The 16,646-nt window shown below is 63.7% G+C and carries 17 protein-coding genes; all 17 read right to left on the bottom strand.

Annotated elements, in window-relative coordinates; genetic code table 11:
- Positions 1-214: 214 nt before the first annotated feature.
- The 17 genes from LJY25_RS20340 to LJY25_RS21315 all read right to left on the bottom strand — a co-directional run bounded on the left by LJY25_RS20340 (position 215) and on the right by LJY25_RS21315 (position 16,614).
- The gene (locus LJY25_RS20340) at positions 215-2,650 is read right to left on the bottom strand and encodes a multicopper oxidase domain-containing protein (protein WP_227610308.1); all 2,436 of its coding nucleotides are present in this window, start codon (positions 2,648-2,650) and stop codon (positions 215-217) included.
- Positions 2,651-2,656: 6 nt separating this feature from the next.
- Entirely contained in the window at positions 2,657-3,859 is a 1,203-nt protein-coding gene (locus tag LJY25_RS20335; RefSeq protein WP_227610307.1) for a DUF2231 domain-containing protein, read from the bottom strand.
- A 319-nt stretch (positions 3,860-4,178) separates the two neighbouring features.
- A complete protein-coding gene (locus tag LJY25_RS20330) occupies positions 4,179-4,376 on the bottom strand; it encodes a hypothetical protein (RefSeq protein ID WP_187317284.1) in 198 nt (65 codons plus the stop codon).
- A 94-nt stretch (positions 4,377-4,470) separates the two neighbouring features.
- Positions 4,471-4,677 carry a heavy-metal-associated domain-containing protein gene (locus tag LJY25_RS20325; RefSeq protein ID WP_187317283.1) on the bottom strand — a complete coding sequence of 69 codons (207 nt, stop codon included), beginning with the start codon at positions 4,675-4,677 and terminating at the stop codon, positions 4,471-4,473.
- Between the two features lie 161 nt (positions 4,678-4,838).
- Positions 4,839-5,483 carry a hypothetical protein gene (locus tag LJY25_RS20320; protein WP_227610306.1) on the bottom strand — a complete coding sequence of 215 codons (645 nt, stop codon included), beginning with the start codon at positions 5,481-5,483 and terminating at the stop codon, positions 4,839-4,841.
- Positions 5,484-5,643: 160 nt separating this feature from the next.
- Entirely contained in the window at positions 5,644-5,979 is a 336-nt protein-coding gene (locus LJY25_RS20315; RefSeq protein WP_187317282.1) for a four-helix bundle copper-binding protein, read from the bottom strand.
- 86 nt (positions 5,980-6,065) lie between these two features.
- Positions 6,066-6,695, bottom strand: coding sequence for a helix-turn-helix transcriptional regulator (locus LJY25_RS20310; protein WP_227610305.1), 630 nt, complete (start codon positions 6,693-6,695; stop codon positions 6,066-6,068).
- Between the two features lie 12 nt (positions 6,696-6,707).
- Positions 6,708-7,019, bottom strand: coding sequence for a DUF6122 family protein (locus LJY25_RS20305; RefSeq protein ID WP_227610304.1), 312 nt, complete (start codon positions 7,017-7,019; stop codon positions 6,708-6,710).
- Between the two features lie 3 nt (positions 7,020-7,022).
- Positions 7,023-10,244, bottom strand: a complete 3,222-nt coding sequence (locus LJY25_RS20300) for an efflux RND transporter permease subunit (protein ID WP_227610303.1) — start codon at positions 10,242-10,244, stop codon at positions 7,023-7,025.
- A gap of 103 nt (positions 10,245-10,347) precedes the next feature.
- The gene (locus LJY25_RS20295; protein ID WP_227610302.1) at positions 10,348-10,860 is read right to left on the bottom strand and encodes a YybH family protein; all 513 of its coding nucleotides are present in this window, start codon (positions 10,858-10,860) and stop codon (positions 10,348-10,350) included.
- Positions 10,861-10,894: 34 nt separating this feature from the next.
- Entirely contained in the window at positions 10,895-12,040 is a 1,146-nt protein-coding gene (locus LJY25_RS20290; RefSeq protein ID WP_187317277.1) for an efflux RND transporter periplasmic adaptor subunit, read from the bottom strand.
- A 12-nt stretch (positions 12,041-12,052) separates the two neighbouring features.
- Positions 12,053-12,682, bottom strand: coding sequence for a hypothetical protein (locus LJY25_RS20285; RefSeq protein WP_227610301.1), 630 nt, complete (start codon positions 12,680-12,682; stop codon positions 12,053-12,055).
- A 12-nt stretch (positions 12,683-12,694) separates the two neighbouring features.
- Entirely contained in the window at positions 12,695-13,942 is a 1,248-nt protein-coding gene (locus LJY25_RS20280) for a TolC family protein (protein WP_227610300.1), read from the bottom strand.
- A gap of 104 nt (positions 13,943-14,046) precedes the next feature.
- Complete coding sequence (locus LJY25_RS20275) at positions 14,047-14,604, bottom strand: heavy metal-binding domain-containing protein (RefSeq protein WP_227610299.1); 558 nt, start codon at positions 14,602-14,604, stop codon at positions 14,047-14,049.
- Between the two features lie 89 nt (positions 14,605-14,693).
- Positions 14,694-15,404: a DUF305 domain-containing protein gene (locus LJY25_RS20270; RefSeq protein ID WP_227610298.1), complete on the bottom strand. Its 711-nt coding sequence runs from the start codon at positions 15,402-15,404 to the stop codon at positions 14,694-14,696.
- A gap of 60 nt (positions 15,405-15,464) precedes the next feature.
- Complete coding sequence (locus LJY25_RS20265; RefSeq protein ID WP_227610297.1) at positions 15,465-16,412, bottom strand: heavy metal-binding domain-containing protein; 948 nt, start codon at positions 16,410-16,412, stop codon at positions 15,465-15,467.
- 70 nt (positions 16,413-16,482) lie between these two features.
- Entirely contained in the window at positions 16,483-16,614 is a 132-nt protein-coding gene (locus LJY25_RS21315) for a hypothetical protein (RefSeq protein ID WP_262908872.1), read from the bottom strand.
- Between the last annotated feature and the right edge of the window lie 32 nt (positions 16,615-16,646).

The raw sequence follows: 16,646 nt of genomic DNA, 5'->3' as shown, positions 1-16,646 counted from the left end.
GAGTACGACTTCTCCGACCACCCCCTGCTGGCCGAAGCCCCGTTTGACATGGACCTGATTGCTACCTGGCAGCCGCCAAGCAAACCGGCGTAGGGCCGAGTCGGAGGTTTTACCCTATTTGTTTAACAACACCCATAACTACACCACGGACGCCACGGCGACGTTGAGCGTGACGGCGCTGGTGCAAACCTGCAAGTAGGGAGCCGGCTGCCCGTTAATAGTGCAGGGTCAGGCCAGCGCCCCACTTGTAGTCGCTGTCGTAGTTGGTGCTCAGCGACACGTACTTGCTGACCATGTAGCGGAAGGCCACGTTGTATTCCCGGTCGGTGTTCACCAGCAGGTCGGCGAAGAAGTTGTTGCTCAGGGGCAGGTCCGTGCGCTCCAGCTGCAGGCGCACCTTGCCGTTGCTGTCCAGGCGCAGCTCCGAGCGCACGAGCAGCGGCAGCAGGTAGTACAGGCCCACGTCGAACACCCGCCGGTTGTTTTTGGTGTTCCGCTCCCCTTCCGCCAGCAGCGTGCGGTTGTTGCGGTAATCAAAGCCGACGAAGGCAGCGAGAAACTGCCGGTTGTCGAGGTAGCGCAGCAGGTGGGTTTCGGTTTCGAAGTTGCCCTGGTAGTTTACCCGGCCCTCGAATTCGAGCGCGTTGCGGTTGTTGGAGAGCGTGCTTTCCAGAAAAGCGCCCTGCGAGTGCGCCATCAGGTCGGCCCAGAGGTAGGGCCGGTTATCTTCCTTCTTTAGCTCCTTGTAGTCGGTGCGGGCGTACTGGTTCTGCGGGGTACCCTCGTAGCTCACGATGCGGGCCATGCCGGCCATCATGTGGTAGAGGATGTGGCAGTGGAAAAACCAGTCCTGCTCCTCGTTGGCGTCGAATTCGATGGTGACCTTGCCCATGGACTGAATGTCGAAGGTGTGCTTCATGGGCGAGTAGGCACCCTGGGCGTTGACGAGCCGGAAAAAGTGCCCGTGCAGGTGCAAGGGGTGGCGCATCATGGTGGTGTTGGTGAAGGTCATGCGCACGTTCTCGCCCTTGCGGATGGGAATCTTGTCGGCCTCGGACAGGGTCTTGTTGTCGAATGACCACACGTAGCGCAGCATGTTGCCGGTCAGGGTCAGGTTGATTTCCCGCCACTGCTTGGTCGAGTCGAGGGTGGTGGGATTAAGGGCCCGCAGCTGGTTGTAGTTGAAATCGCCCGCGCTGCCGCCCATGCCAGCCATCCCGCTCATGCCCCCCATGTCCATGCCCGCCATGCTGCCCATGTCCTGCATGCTGCCCATGCTCTTGCCGGCTTTCTCCTGGGCGTTCTGGGGGCGGTTCTGCGGCGAAGGCGCCGTGGCGGCGGGCGCGGCCCCGTGCTGCATGTCCATGCCCGGCATCGCCGAGCCTGCCGCCGGGCTGGCCGGCTTCTGCCCGTGGCTGCCCGACATGTCCATCCCTTTCATATTCATGCCTTTCATCTCCCCACTGCTCTGCTCTTTGGTCATGCCGGCGCCGCCCATGTCCATGCCGCTCATGCCCTCCATGCTGTTCATCTCGCGCATCATCTGGAAGTAGTTGATGCGGGGCAGGTCGGGCGCTTTCATCGGCTCGCCCGCCCCGATGTAGGTGGAGGTGTAGCCCGTAATGTCGTTGGCCGTGGCCCGGAATTCGGCCGCGCCCATGGCGGGCACGGTCACCAGCAGGTCGTAGGTTTCGGCCGTGGCTATTTCGAGCTTGGTAACCGGGAAGGGCTCCACGTTGATGCCGTCGGCGGCGATGACCTGCATGGGGCCGCCGGCGTACTGCAGGAAAAAGTACGACGAGGCGCTGCCGTTGATGACGCGCAGGCGCACCACTTCCCCGGGCTTGGCATCCTTGAAGTAGCCCTTTTCCTGCCCGTTAGTGAGGAATTTGTTGTAGTAGATGTCGGTCAGGTCCATGGCCGGCATGCGGCCCCACTCCTGCTTGAGCTTGTCTTTGAAGTAGCCGGCGGCCAGGGCCTCGCCGTAGCTCTGGGTGGCCCCCTTCTGCACCGCAAACCACTCGCCGGTGCGCTTGAGGTAGCGCAGCACTTCCTTGGATTTGTGGTCGGTCCAGTCGGAGAGCACCAGCACGTACTCCTTCATCTCGTAGGGTATGCGCTTGGGGTGAATGACGATGGAGCCGTACACCCCGTCCTGTTCCTGCAGCATGGTGTGGGAGTGGTACCAGTAGGTGCCGCTCTGAATCAGGGGAAACGTAAACGTGTGGGTGCCGCCGGGCTCGACCGGGGCCGTGTTGAGGTAGGGTACGCCGTCGTATTCGTTGGGCAGCAGGATGCCGTGCCAGTGGATGGAAGTTTCCATGTGCATCTGGTTGTGCACCCGAATTACGGCCGTGTCGCCCTCGTTGAAGGTGAGCGTGGGGGCCGGAATCTGGCCGTTAATGCCGATGGCGCGACGGGTGCGGCCGGTGAAGTTGACCAGGCGCTCGTCGACGTATAAGTCGTACTCCACCCTTTTGCCCACGTAGCTCGTGCGGGGCGTCACGACTTTGCCCTGCAGTTCGGTGGCTGGCGGCGCGGACTGGGTCAGGTGGGGCTCGGTGCCCTTGCCCATGCGCATGCCCGGCATGCTCTGGGCCCAGGCGGGCAGGGTGGCCAGCAGCGCAGCCAGCAAAAAGAGTACTCGCATCGTCACTTAGTTATTGCTTTTGGGTTGGGTGCGCGCCGGGTTGTTGTCCTCGAAGCGGTACTTGTCCATCGGGCTGGGCATGGCCATGCCGGGCATGGTTCCGGCGCCTTTCATGTCCATGCCTTTCCCATCCTTGCTTTTCATGTCCATCCCCTTCATATCGCCCATTCCGGGCATGGACTCGCCCTTTTTCATGCCTGGCATTCCCGAAATGTCGTTCGGTTGTTGGCGAGTTGCGCCGGGCTTTTGACCGCCGGCGGGCTGCATTCCAGGCATGTTTTCCATGCCCTTCATCGGGCCCATATTGCCCGTGGCAGGCTGATTCCGGGACGTGTTTTTCGGGCGGGTGGGCCCCATGTCCATGCTCGGCATGTTGCCCATGTCCATTGGCGCGGGCTGCGCTTTGCGGCCGGGCGTTTGAGCAGAGGAGCGCGGCGTGCCCATGCCGGGCATGTCCATCCCCGGCATATCCGCCATGGTTTCCGGCCGGGCGGCCCTACGGGTCGGCTGCGATTGGCCGCCCCGCGGCTGGTTGGGCATATTCATGCCTTCCATCTGACCAATAGGTCGGCTGCGCTGGCCTGGCTGGGCGGGCTTGGGGTCCATGTTCATGCCCTCCATTCCGGCTTGGGCGTTGTCCGGCATCGTGGCCGATGGTTGGTGAGTACCGTCGGTCGTGCTGGGCTCCTCATTATGAGCATCCACATCGGAAGTAGGCATGTCCATGCCGGGCATCTCTTCTTCCCCGCCGTGGCCGTGGCTTTTGTCGAGCAGGTTGCCCTTAGGCCCCACGCCCTCCACGTACACCAGCTGCGCGCCCCGGTGCCCGGCCACGGAAAGCGCGCCGGCCGCCGCCACCGCCGCCACCAGCACCAGCACCTCGTAGGCCCGGCGCTGCACCTTAAAGTAAAATCCGATGCCGGCCAGCAGCAGCGTGATGCCCGAGAGCCAGGTGGTGTAGCTGGCAAACTGTTCGTGAGCCGCGAATACCGCCGCTGCCTGGGGTGACAAGCCCAGGGGCATGGCATGAAACACCGTGCTGGCCGCCACCGCCCCGGCGAAGCCCCCGGCCATTACCGCCAGCGCAATCCAGCGCACCTGGGGCCAGTCCTTGAATACCAGCAGGGCCTGCAATGCCGCGGCCAGCATAATAAGGACGATGGGAAGGTGCACCACTAAAGGGTGCAGATTGGGAAAATCTGAAAACATAGAGCCGAATTGAATAAGGCCGGTACACGGAAAAACCCCGGCTCACCGCAAGCAGCAGCGCCAGGGCAAATCCCAATGGGTAATGGAGAGGCCGCGCCAACCACTGGTCCTAGCCAAGTGGTCAATGCTTTCCCTGTTGGGTACCATACGTAGTCAAACCGCGACAATGTTTATACGCAAAGGGCCGCACGGTTGCATAATTTCAAGCACCACGGTAGCTGAGTAGGTGCCTCAGTCCTGGCTGCAGGCCGCTCAAGGGGTGCCTAAACGAAAAACGCCCGGCCACAGGGCCAGGCGTTTTATAGCAGCATCGGGTAGCTTACTTAGCGGCGCAGCAGCTAGGAGCTCCCGCCGTGCAGGCCGGAGTGCCGGCCTGGGCACAGTTTTGCACCAGCGGGCAATCGGGGGTTCCCTTCAGTGGGCAGTCAGCCGCGGTGGCTGTGGGGCTGGTGAAGCCAAACAGGGCGCCGCCGGAGAGCAGCGCCGCGGCGCCGAACATCATCATCTTGCGTTTCATCGGTTCTACTGGTTAAGATGGGCCCGCCGGTACGGCCGCGGGGTCGTTCAAGAAGCCACGGTCCGTACGTCGTGGGTAGCACTCAAAAGAGAAGTTAGGCCTTGGTAGCCTTGAAGCCGGCATCCTCCACCAGGGCTAACACCTGCTCTTCGGTCACGTCACCGGTCACGGTCAGCACTTTGTTGGGGTTGGCCGTGTCGACCTGCCAGGAAGTGATGCCCTTCTCGCCATTGAGGGTGGGCGTTACGGCTTTGATGCAGCCGCCGCAGTTAATGTTGGTGTTGAAATGGAGCGTTTTCATGGGAGTAAATGCGTGGCGCCCTTGGTGGGCGGGTTCGGGATTAAAACACCCAAAAGTAGCGGCACGTGCCCGGGAAGGGGTACAGAATTAGGCTTCAGGCTTGCATGATTTGTAGCTGCTATTCCACCGACAGCCCTCGTTGCAACGGCGCAGGCCGCGCTTTAATGGTGACCCATGCCCCCGTTTAACAGGTGTTTGCCTACGACAAAGAGCAGCAACAGTACCAGCCCGGCGACGAGCAAATAGCGGCCCCAAGGCATCGGCAGCGCAGTTGCGTGGCCCGCGGCCACAGCCTGGGCGTGAGCCTGCTGTTGCTGCCGCCACTTGCCAATGCGCCCCCAGGGCTTGTACACTGAAATGGCCGTAGCCGCCAGCAGGACCACCAGCGCGGCAGCTGCATCGGCCAGTAGCTGCAGGCGCAGCCCCCGCAGGTCGTTTGCCGAGAGGTTGGTTTTCGCGGCTACCTCGGCCAGGTAGGTAACGGGCTGCATGTGCAGCAGCAACAGCAGCGTGGCGCCCACCGTGAGCACCAGCTTGACCAGGACCCAGTAGTGCTTGAACAAGCCCCAGGGTGTGCCCAATGCCTGCACCACGCCGGTGGCCAATGAGCCCAGGCTGGAGGGCACGATGACAAACCAGCCGCTCAGCCCCATGGCCAGGTAAGCCGTGCGCACCAGCAGCGCGTCGGAACTGGTCAGGCCGGTGATGGCCAGGGCCAGAAACACGGCCACCGCACCCAGCCAGCCCACCGAAAAGGTGATGTGAGCGGTGAGCATGAATTTGCGCAGGGCGGGAGCCATCGTCATCAGCAGGGCGGTTGAGGGGGTAAACGACCCCGTAAAAGTAGGGGCGTCGCTCAGGACAGGCGTACAGAATTAGGCCGCGAAACAGCATAATTTCCCGCCGTTGCCCACGAAAAAGCCAGCCCGTACGTGACGGGCTGGCTTCACATGGTTTCCGGAATAATTAAGCGGCAATGCCCTGACGGCAGGCCTGCTCGCAGCGGCGGCACGCCTCAGCGCACTCGCGGCAGTGCTCGGAATGAGCTCCGTGCTTCTCGCACTCGTCGGCGCAGGCTTTGCAGATTTCAGCGCACTCGCGCAGCAGATGGGCGGCGTGCTCCGAGCCGCGGGCGGTGAAGCGGGCCGTGAGGGCGCAGATGTCGGCGCAGTCGCGGTCCAACAGCACGCAGCGGGCCATCATCTTCACGTTGTCTTCCTGCAGGCAGGCCGTGGCGCAATGCTCACAGGCGGCGATACAGGCATTGAGGGCGTCGAGCAGGCTTTGGTTTTGGGTATGCATGGGAAATGGGTGTAGGTGAACGAACCAGACAACCCAACCGGGTCGCTGCCTAAGTATACCTGCTCTGTGGCCTACGGTTTTACATATTACTCTCCTTCCCTTGCATGATTTGGGGCCTCCTCGCTCACTACTGGAATCATTTCGGCCCGCAGCAGGCGGCGATACGCGGAAGGCGAGCAGCGGGCCAGGCGCCGGAACTGGCCGGAGAAGTGCGCAAGGCTGGCGTACCCCAGGCGCCGGGAAATGCGGCCCACGCTCAGGGAAGACGAAGTCAGTAGCTCCTGCGCATAGGCCAGGCGCTGGCTGAGGATGTAGGCCGCCAGCGTCTTATCGCCCACCAAGCGGGCATAGGCCGCACTCAGCTGCCCGTACGTCAGGCCCAGTTCCTGGGCTACTGCCGCCCCAAAGGCCCGGTGACGCAGGCTTTCGCCGGGCTCGCGCAGCAGGCGGTTCACCGCCACACTGACCCGTTCCACCAGGGTTTGGTGGAAGGTTTCGAGCAGCGCAAACCGGGCCGCTTCCAGCGTGGCCCGCAGGCGGGGCCAGTCGAGCTCTTCGGCCGTGCCCGCTACCGTGGCGGCGCCCAGGCGCACGTCGAGTACCTGCAAGCCCAGCCCTTCCAGCTCCTGCCGCACTACCCGAATACCGCGCGCGCACACCATGTGCTTGATGTAAAGCACGGTGGTGGGCAAAGCAGAATCGGGGCTATTGGGCATTAGCAAGAAAGATTAAGGCAGGTAAATGCCGCGCTGCCAGCATTCGGTGTAGTCCAGCACCATGTGCAGCAGAAAGCCCACGGCCCAGATGCGCGTGCGGGCGGGCAGCAAGAGCAGCGCGTAGCCGCCGATGGCCCAGTAGGTGTGAAAGGTGTGGAAGTTGATGCTGCAGCGGTTCGGGTCATAGAAGGGCGTGGCCCATAAGTGGTCCAGGTCCAGCAGCAGGGCAGCGGCCAGCACCGCCCAAATCCGCCGCCAGTGGGGGCGGTGAAAGGCCAGGGCATACAGCCCGGGCACCGTGATGTGCAAAAAGGCGTGCATCATGGCCTAGCGGGTGGGCAGCACCGGATTCAAATCCGAGGGCGGCGTCAGCGGCTGCGCGTCGAGCTCCTGCGGGTGGTCGTCCAAACCCGTTTCCTGGTGCGAGGCGAAGTATTGCGCGAGGGCCTTCTCCCCTACCAGCCAGAACACCACCGGCGTCACGATGATATCGAGGAAGGTGGAGGAAAGCAGGCCGCCGAGGATGACGGTGGCTACCGGGTAGAGGATTTCCTTGCCCGGCGCGTCCTTGGCCAGCGTGAGCGGCACCAGGGCCAGGGCCGCTACCAGGGCCGTCATCAGCACGGGCACCAGCCGCTCTAAGGAGCCGCGGATAATCATCGGGATGCCGAACTTCTCCCCTTCGTGCTCCACGAGGTGGATATAGTGCGAAATCATCATGATGCCGTTGCGCGAGGCAATGCCGGTGAGGGTAATGAAGCCCACCAGCGAGGCAATGCTGAACGTGCCGCCGGTGAGCAGCACCGCCACCACCGAGCCGATGAGGGCCAGCGGAATGTTGAGCATAATCTGTCCCACCATGTAGCTGGACTTGAAGTGCGAGAACAGCACCAGGAAAATGCCGGCCAGCGAAAACAAGCTCAGCCAGAGAATCTTCTGCGAGGCCGACTGCTGGCTCTCGAACTGCCCGCCGTAGGTGAGGTAGTAGCCGGGTGGCAGCTTCACCTGCGAATTCACCTTAGCCTGAATTTCCTTGACCGTGGAGCCCAGGTCGCGCTCGGCCACGTTCAGCGAGATGGTAATCCGGCGTTGGGTGTTTTCGTGGTTGACGGTGTTCGGGCCCGGTTCGTAGACGATGTCGGCCACCTGGCTCACGGGAATCATGGCGCCGCTGGGCGTTTCGATGCGGGTCTGGCCGATGGCGGCAATGTCGTTGCGCTGCTGCTCGGGCAGCTTCACCACCAAGTCGAAGCGCTTCTGCCCGTCGAGCATCTGCGATACTACTGCCCCCTGAAACAGGGTTTCGAGGTCGCGCACCACTTCGCCGCGGGCCATGCCGTAGGCGCGCAGGGCGTCGTCCTTGGGGCGGATGAGCAGCTGCGGAATCTGCACCTGCTTTTCGACCTGCAGGTCCACCACGCCGGGCACGGTGCCGGCGGCCGTGCGCACCTCGTTGGCGTAGCGGCGCAACTCCAGTAGGTCGTTGCCGAACACCTTGATGGCCACCTGGGCCCGCACGCCCGAGAGCAGGTGGTCGAGGCGGTGTGAAATGGGCTGACCAATGTTGACGTTCACGCCGGTAATCAGGCTGAGCTTCTCCCGCATGTCGGCCAGGATTTCGTCGCGGCTACGCATGGTTTTGCCCTCTTTTTCCAGCTCCTCCTCGGTTTTGAAAGCCACCTCAATTTCCGAGTTGTTTACCGACTCGGCGTGCTCGTCCAGCTCGGCGCGGCCGGTGCGGCGGGCGGTGTAGGCCACCTCCGGTATCTTGAGCATCTGCGCTTCGCCCAGGCTACCCAGGCGGTTGGATTCCGTCAAGGAGGTGCCGGCGGGGGCCGAGAAGTTGACCGTCAATGACCCTTCATTGAAAGGTGGTAGGAACTCCGTGCCAAAGAAGGGAATCAGCGCCATAGCCGCCACGAACATCACCCCGGTCACCCCAAGTACGGCTTTAGGGTGCTTGAGCCCCCAGCCCAGCAGGCGGGTGTCCTTTTTCTTCAGCCAGCGCACCAATCCCCCATCCGTTTCGGGGTGGTCCATCTGCTTCATCTTGGGCAGCAGGTAGTAGCACAGTACCGGGGTCACGGTCAGCGAGACGAACAGCGAGGCCACAATGCTGGTGATGTAGGCAATGCCCAGCGGCGCGAAAATGCGGCCCTCCATGCCTTCCAGCGCAAACAGCGGCAGGAACACCAGCACCACGATGATGGTGGCGTACACAATGGAGTTGCGCACCTCGGAGCTGGCCGCGTAAATGACTTTCAGAACCGGCTGTGGGTTCGCCCTCTGCTTATTTTCGCGCAGGCGGCGGTACACGTTTTCCACGTCCACGATGGCGTCGTCGACCAGCTCGCCGATGGCAATGGCCAGGCCGCCGAGCGTCATGGTGTTGATGCTAATGCCGGCAAAGCGAAACACCAGCGCCGTGACCAGCAAGGACAGCGGAATGGCCACCAGCGAGATGAACGTAGTGCGCACGTTCAGCAGAAAGGCAAACAGCACGATGACGACCAGAATGGCCCCGTCGCGCAGGGCTTCCTCCACATTGCTGATAGAGGACTCGATAAACTCCGACTGCTTGAACAGGCGCGTGTTCACTTGCACGTCCTTCGGCAGGGAGGGCTTGAGCTCCACCAGGGCTTTTTCTACGGCTTCAGTCAAGCCCACGGTAGCGGCGCCGGGCTGCTTCTCGATGCTCAGAATCACCGCTGGCTTTCCATTCACGCTGCCGTCGCCGCGCTTGAAGCGGGCCCCGAACTCTACCTTGGCAACGTCCGCTACGCGGATAGGCGACTGCTCGCGGTAGCCGACGATGATGTTCTCGATATCGGTGACCGAGCGCAGGCGGCCCAGGTTGCGAATCAGCACTTCCGAGCCGTTGCGGTCGAAGAAGTTGCCGGTGGTGTTCAGGTTGGACTGGCGCAGGGCTTCTTCCACCTGGTTCACGGTCAAGCCGGTGGCGTTCAGGCGGGGCATATCCAGCAGCACCTGGTACTGCAGGTTGTCGCCGCCGATGGGAATGACCTGGGCCACGCCGGGGATGGAGAGCAGGCGCTGGCGCACGGTGTAGTTGGCCAGCGTGCGCAGGTCAGCCGCGTTGGTTTCTTTTCCTCCCGACAGCCCCACCAGCATAATCTGGCCCATGACCGAGGAAATGGGGCCCAGTACCGGCGTAACGCCCTGGGGCAGTTGCTCGCCAGTGGTTTGCAGCTTCTCGCTAACTATCTGGCGGGCGGTGAAGATGTCGGTGCCGTAGTCGAACTCGACGAACACCATCCCGAGGCCAATGGCTGAGTTGGAGCGCACCGCCGACACGCCGGTGGCGCCGTTCAGGGCGGTTTCCACGGGCAGTGTCACCAGGGCTTCCACTTCTTCGGGGGCCATGCCGGGCGCTTCCAGAAACACCGTTACGCGGGGCCGGTCCAGGTCGGGCAGTACGTCCACGGGTAGTTGATTTGCGGTGTAGCTACCCGCAATGAGCAGTCCCACGGCAAAAGCCAGCATGAGCAGGCGGTTCTGCAGGGCAAAGCGAATTATCTTGTCTAGCATCGGTGGTTAGCGCAAAGAGGAAGAAGCGAGAGCGGCCGGGTGGGGCCCCTCTCCTCCCGGAATAGGCAGCGAACCGGGCAGTCGCCCAGGCCCGCCGAACAGCTTATTTTTTGACGCGGGGAGTGCGGGCCGAGGTATGAGTGCTCATGATTTGCCACTGACCGGCGGCGTTTTTGCGCAGCACGGACGTGGCCACCCCGCGGCGCACGATGGGCGCCTTGGCCTCTTTCTCCTTGGGGCCTTTCTTGAGGTTGATGGTGTAGGTGTAGGTTTCCGTCGCAAAAGCGTAGGGACCGTCGACCTGCACGGCGGCTTTGTAGTCGCTGAAGGTGAAAGCACTAAACTCCTTGAGTTCGGGAGCCAGGTGATGCTCGGCGTAGTGCCGGTAGGTGCCTTCCACCCCACCCGACTCGAACACCTGGGAGTTGGCCGTGAACAGGCGGGCGGTGCCCGTGGTATCGAGCTTTTGCACGGCCTGCTGGTACTTGGTCAGCACCGCTTTCACTGCAGTCTCGTCGGCGGCAGAGCTGGCGGCCGGGGCCGTCTGGGCCCGCGCTGTCGCGGCAGTGAGAGAAAGCGTGGCGGTCAGCGCCGCGAAAGCAAAGAGGTTTTTCATGGGGAGGGAGGAAGCAGTCACCGCGGAGCGGTACCTATTGATTGAGGTAAATGGATTTGAGCTGGTAGGTGCCGGTGGTCACCACCCGGTCGTTTTCGTTGACTTGGCCCTGCACCAGCACCGTTTGCTGGCCGTTGACGGCCCCGGGCTGCACGAAGCGAATCTTGAAGCGCTCGGGCTCGGTGTGCACGAACACCACGGGCTTGCCATTCAAATCGGTAATGGCCGAAGTGGGCACCACCAGCTGCGGGGTACCGCCGCCGGTCTGGCCCACCACCTGCACGTTCACGGCCTGACCGGCGCGGTAGGCGCTGCCTTCGGCGGCATCGAGCTCCAGCACCAGCTGTCGGGCCTGGTTCACCGGATTCACCACGTTCGAGAATACCACGAGACTGGCGGGTACACCGGACTGGCCCTGCAGGCCTTCGACCCGAAACCGGGCGCCGGGCGTGACCTTAGCCAAATCCTGGGCAAACACCTGAGCTTCCACCCGCAGCTTGCCGGGGTTGATGACGCGGAACAACTCGTCGCCCTGGTTGACTTGCTGGCCCACGGCCAGGTTAAACACGTCCACGGTACCACTCACCGGCGAGGTGATGGACACGCGGCGCTGGCCGGCCTGGCCGTTCTGGATGCTGGCGTTCTGGCGGGCCTGGCGCAGGCGCAGCTCGGCGGCCACCACGTCTTTGCGGGCGGCGATGTCGGCGATGCTTTGCAGGCGGGCGTAGTCCTGCTGGGCCGCTCTCAGCTCGGCCTGAGCGTTGGCCCGCTCGGTGCTGAGCCCGATTTGCTGGGTGGCGTCCAGGGTTTGCTCGATAACGGCCAGCGTCTGCCCGGCGCGCACCGTCTTACCAACCTGAGCAGCGAGACTCACGATGCGCCCCGTCTGGGGCACCACCACGCGGCCTTCGCCACCAGCCGCGGCCGATACCGTGCCGTAGAGCGTAGCCCGGCTGTAAGTAGTCGAGAAGGCAGCTAGGCTGGTGCGGACCTCGAACAGGAACTGGCTTTCCTTGGGCAGCAGCACCTCGTCGGTGGACGCTACGCCGGTGCTGGCCTTGGCCGTGCCGCCGTGGTCTTCGCCCCCGTGCGCCTGTACCAGGCCGGGGGGAGGGAGCAGTACCGTCAGTACCAGTCCCGCGGCGGCCGTGGCCGCCAGGAATTTATGCTTGGTTTTCATATCGGGGTAGCATTAAGGAAAGGGGGTGCGGCGGCTGGCCGTCAACGCCTGCTCCGAGGTTTGCAGCGCGGGCTCCGGGGGCTGGCGCCGGCGCCGCATGAGCAGGGCCGTGAGGCCGATGCCCAGCACAAAGGCGCCGACCAACGCCAGGATGGTTTTCCAGGACGAGAAAAGCGACGTGGCGGCGGCGGGGGCCGTAGCCGCGACGGGCAGCTTCTCCCCTACTTTGATGCCGTCGAGCAGCAGCAGGTCGGCCGTCTCGCCGGCCACGACGTTGAGGGCGAAGCTGTAGGCCTTGTTGGCCGGAAACTGGCCTTCCACGAGGTACACGCCCGGCTCCTGCTCGGTCACTGCCCACTTCAGGTTGGCATCTTCCGGGGTGGTAAGCGTGAGCTTGGCGCCTTTGATGGGGGCGTTGGTGGCGTAGTCGGAGAGGAACAGGCGCAGGTCAGCGGGCTTGCCCCCTTCCAGGGGCTCGTAGCGCAGCAGCGCCTCGAACTGCTCGGAGAGCGCGGCCACCGAAAACGAGGTGGCGCCGGCCGCGGTGCCCGCTTTGGGGCCGTCGCCGTGGTCCTCGCCCCCGTGGGCGTAGGCTGTGCCGCACAGCAGCAGGCCCAGCAGCAAAATCAGGAGTTGTTTCATGATGGTTGACGGTTATTCGCCCCGCAGGTAGTTAAGCTCGACCAAAGCCTGGCGGTAGTCGCGGATGGTGGTCAGGTAGGTGTTCTGGATGGCAAAGGCCTGGTTCAAACTCAGAATGAGCTGCAGGTAACTCACTTCCCCGGCCCGGAACAGGCGCTGGGACTGGCTGATGATGGCCCGCGACTGCGGCAAGCCGGTCTGCTCGTAGTAGCCCAGTGAGGCCGAAAACTTGCGCGTGTCGGCCAGCGCCTGCTGGTACTGCCCACTCAGCTCCAGGCGCTGGGCCTGTAGCTGGTAGCTGGCGGCCTGGGAGCGGGCTGTGGCCGCCTGCAGCTGGGAGCGGTAGGTCCAGAACCAGATGGGCACCGAGACACCGAACTGGAAGCGGTACTTCATGGCCGAGTTCTCAAAGGCCTGGTTCTGGTAGCCCACCGTCAACGCGGGCGTGCGCCGGGCCCGCACCAGGCTGATGCCGGACTGGCTCAGGGCCACGTTCTGGGTGGCGGCGGCCAGCGTGGGGCTGCGCACCAGGGCGCTGCTGTCTTCGGCGGGCAGGCCCGCGAGCAGCGCCGTGCCCGTCTGGGCCAGCTCCGTGCCGGTGCGGCCCAGGTCGGTGCTGGTGGCCAGGGCCTCGTTGGGCCGGCCGAGCAGCAGGCCCAGGCGGCGTTGGGCGGCCTGCCGGTCGGCGGTGGCCTGCTGCAGCTGCACACTCACCTGCCGGGCTTCGGCGTCGGTGCTGATGCGCTGCAGGGAGGTGACTTCGCCGGCCGTGAACAGGCGCTCGGTGGCTACACGCAGCACCCGGAACAGGCTGTCCTGGTAGGTGAGCTGCCGCACCTGGGCCTCGGCAAACTGCAGCGCCAGATACGCCAGGCGGGTGTCGCGCAGCACGCTGGCCCGGCTCACTTCGCGGTTGCGTTCGGCCAGGGTAATGCCCGCTTGCGCCACCTTAGACTGCTGGCGGTAGACGTTGGGCAGGTCGATGGTTTGCACCACGCCCGGGGCCCACATCTCGCCCGTGGGGGCCGAGAACAGAAAGTCCGGGTTGGCGGGCGCAAACGCGCCGCGCTTGAGGGCGCGCTGCTCCTCAATCTCGCGGTCGGACTGCCGCAGCCGCGGGTGCCGGCGCAGGGTCTGGGCTTCGGCGCTGTCCAGCCCGATAACGGTTTGCGCGCGCACCGCCGCCGGGCCCAGCCCCAGGAGTACCAGGGTCAGCAGCAGCAGTCGGTTCGCCGCACGTTTCATTTTCAAGTACTTCATATCATCAGGTTAACGCCAGCCATAGGGCCGCCCACCGTTGCAGCAGCAGACGGCCCAAGACGGAGAAAGGCCCGGACGCACTGCGCCCGAAAAACAGGCTCCGCCTAGGCTTTTTTGACCAGGGCCATGCCGCATTTGGGGCAGCTGCCGGGCTTGTCGCTGGCACTGCCCTCGCAGTTCATGGGGCAGGTGTAGGCAGCCGACACGGACTTGCTGGCCTTGGCGGCCGTGTCCAGCTTGTCAAAGCGCACGTTCAGGGCCTCGCTGCCGTTTTTCAGGCTCACGATGGCGGTGCGGGCTTTGGCGCCGGCGGGCAGCTTGGCCACCACGTAGTCGGTGCCGCCGGCCGTCAGTGGCACGGTCGTCGTCTTATTGTCGGTGGTCTGCACCATCACCGAGCCCGTCAGGGTCTTGTTCGGCACGGCGGCCATCTTGTCGCCCAGCAGGTAGATGCGCAGCTCGGTGGGCTGCTGCACGAGCTCCATGTGGTAGGGCTTGGCCGAACGCACCATGCCGCCGTGCGGCGAGGCATGGGCGTGGGTTTCGCCGGGGGCGATGTGCTTGTCCGCGGCGCCCGCGCCGTGGGCGTGCTGGGCCTGGGAGGCCAGGGGAGCGAGGGCAAAAAGCGCGGCGGCAACGAATGAAATCTTTACAATCTTCATGGGAAACGGGGTAACTGATGTGGTGGGAAGGGGTGAGAATAGAAGCAGGTCGCGCCCGCCAACCGGCGGCGCCACCTGCCTCCCGAGAATTACATCTTGTCGGTGTTCTTGTCGTGCCAGGCCTTGAAATCGGCGATTTCCTTCTCCTGGGCAGTAATCATCATCTGGGCCATCTCCTTGAGCTTGGTGTCCTTGCCGTGGGCCAGCTCGGCCTTGGCCATGTCCACGGCGCTCTGGTGGTGCACCGTCATGAGCATGTTGAAGTTCATGTCCGGGTTGGCCACGGGCTTGGGCATGTTTTGCATCATGCCGTCCATCGAGGCCTTCATCTTGCTGGTGAAGGGGTCGGCCGGGTCGTTGGGCTGGTAGTTGGTGGGGGCGCTGTCCAGGCGGGTGGCCACGGCTTCGAGCTCGGTGATTTCCTTGAGCTGCTCGGCTTTCATTTTCTCGGCCATCTGGCGCATGGTGGCGTCCTTGCCGTCGCGCAGCTCGATGTCGGCCATGGCCACGGCGCCCTTGTGGTGCTCCAGCATGTGGTGGGCAAAGTCGTGGTCGGTGTTGCCCTTGGGCTTGCTGGCCTCCATCTTCTGCATCATCTCATTCATCGAGGCCATCAGGGGCGATTCGCCGGCCGCGGCCCCGGCGGAGTGGTCCATGCCGGCCATCTCACCGGAGGCGCCTTCCGTGGTGGTGGTCTCGGTGGTCGTGGCCGTCGAATCGGCGGCTTTGTCGCTGCTGCAGCTGGCTACCAGCAGGGAGCCCGAGCAGAGGGCGGCGAGGAAAAAAGCGGAATTTTTCATGGGATTGGTTGGGTTAGTGGAAAATGAAATGGGAAGCAGGGACGGGGCTACGCCTTCGCGTTAAGCCTTCACGTTGATGGTGAAGTCGCCGGTGTGAATCTTGCCCGCGTGGTTGAACTGCAGGAAGACGCGGTAGAGGCCGGGCTTTTCGAAGTTGGTGTTGAAGCCGATGTTGGGACCCTTGTCGGCCTGGTCGTTGGGGTGCACGTGCAGGTACTGCTCGGTGTCCTCGCTGATGACCACCACGTGACCTAAGGCGCCGAGGTAGTTGGCCAGGTCCGTCACCGGCTGCCCGTCCTTGCTGATGTTGATTTTCATGCCCAGCAGCTGGCCCACTTTCAGGTCTTTGTCGAAGGCAAGGGTAGCCTGGTAGCCGTCCTTTTCCCACTGCATGTCGTCGTTCTTGAACTTGACCGACGCGTAGGCGGCACCTTTCACGGTGAGGGGCTGGCGGCCCAACTGGTGGCCGGAGCCCGTGGGCGTGTAGTCCTGAAACAGCACGTAGTCGCCGCCCTTGGGGAAGGTGTACTGCACCTTGTAGTCGCCGGCCGCCGTGTATTCGGGGTGCTCGTGGTAGAACTGGCCCAGGTCCTTGCTGACGATGATGAGGTGAATCTTCTTCTCGTGCACCACGGCCAGGGGCACCGGAGCCGACTCATTGCCCGTTTCGCGGGGCGTAAAAGCCAGCGTGGTAGGCTGCCCGGCGGTTACTTCCGTCGGCGTCGGCACCAGCTTCATCTCGTAGGTTTTGCCGTTGGCTACTTTGTCGTTATGCTCCAGGTTCATGCCGCACTTGGGGCACTTGTCGCCCTCCTTGGTGCTGGTGACCTCGGGGTGCATGGGGCAGGCGTAGGTGTGCCCGCCGCCGTGCTCGGCGGTGCCTTCGGCCGGGCCGTTGGTGGGCGTGGTGACGGTGTTGGTGGCGCTGCTGGACTCCGTTTCGGACGAGCAGCTAACCGTGGTGAGCAGGCCGGCCAGGGCCAGCAGGGAAAGCGGTATGCGGTACATAAAAGGGGAATGGGGGTTGAACGACGTAGGGGACTGCATCCAGTAGTCCAGCGTGCGGTTGCCGGGGCGGCTAGGCCTGCCACTGCTGCCAGAGCGCGAAGCCCAGCACGGCGGCCACCGCGGCGTAGAGCAGGTAGGAAAGCAGGCGGCGAACGGGGCCTTTGGGGGCGGGTGCGCCGGCTTCTTCGCAACAACTCTTCATTGTTGGGCGGGGGTAAAACCAGGAAGTTGAGG

Origin of the sequence: Hymenobacter translucens (genome assembly GCF_020685205.1) — a bacterium.
GTDB classification, from domain to species: Bacteria; Bacteroidota; Bacteroidia; order Cytophagales; family Hymenobacteraceae; genus Hymenobacter; species Hymenobacter translucens.
The sequence above is the reverse complement of the archived record's forward strand: the minus strand, read 5'-3'. Positions and strand labels throughout refer to the sequence as shown.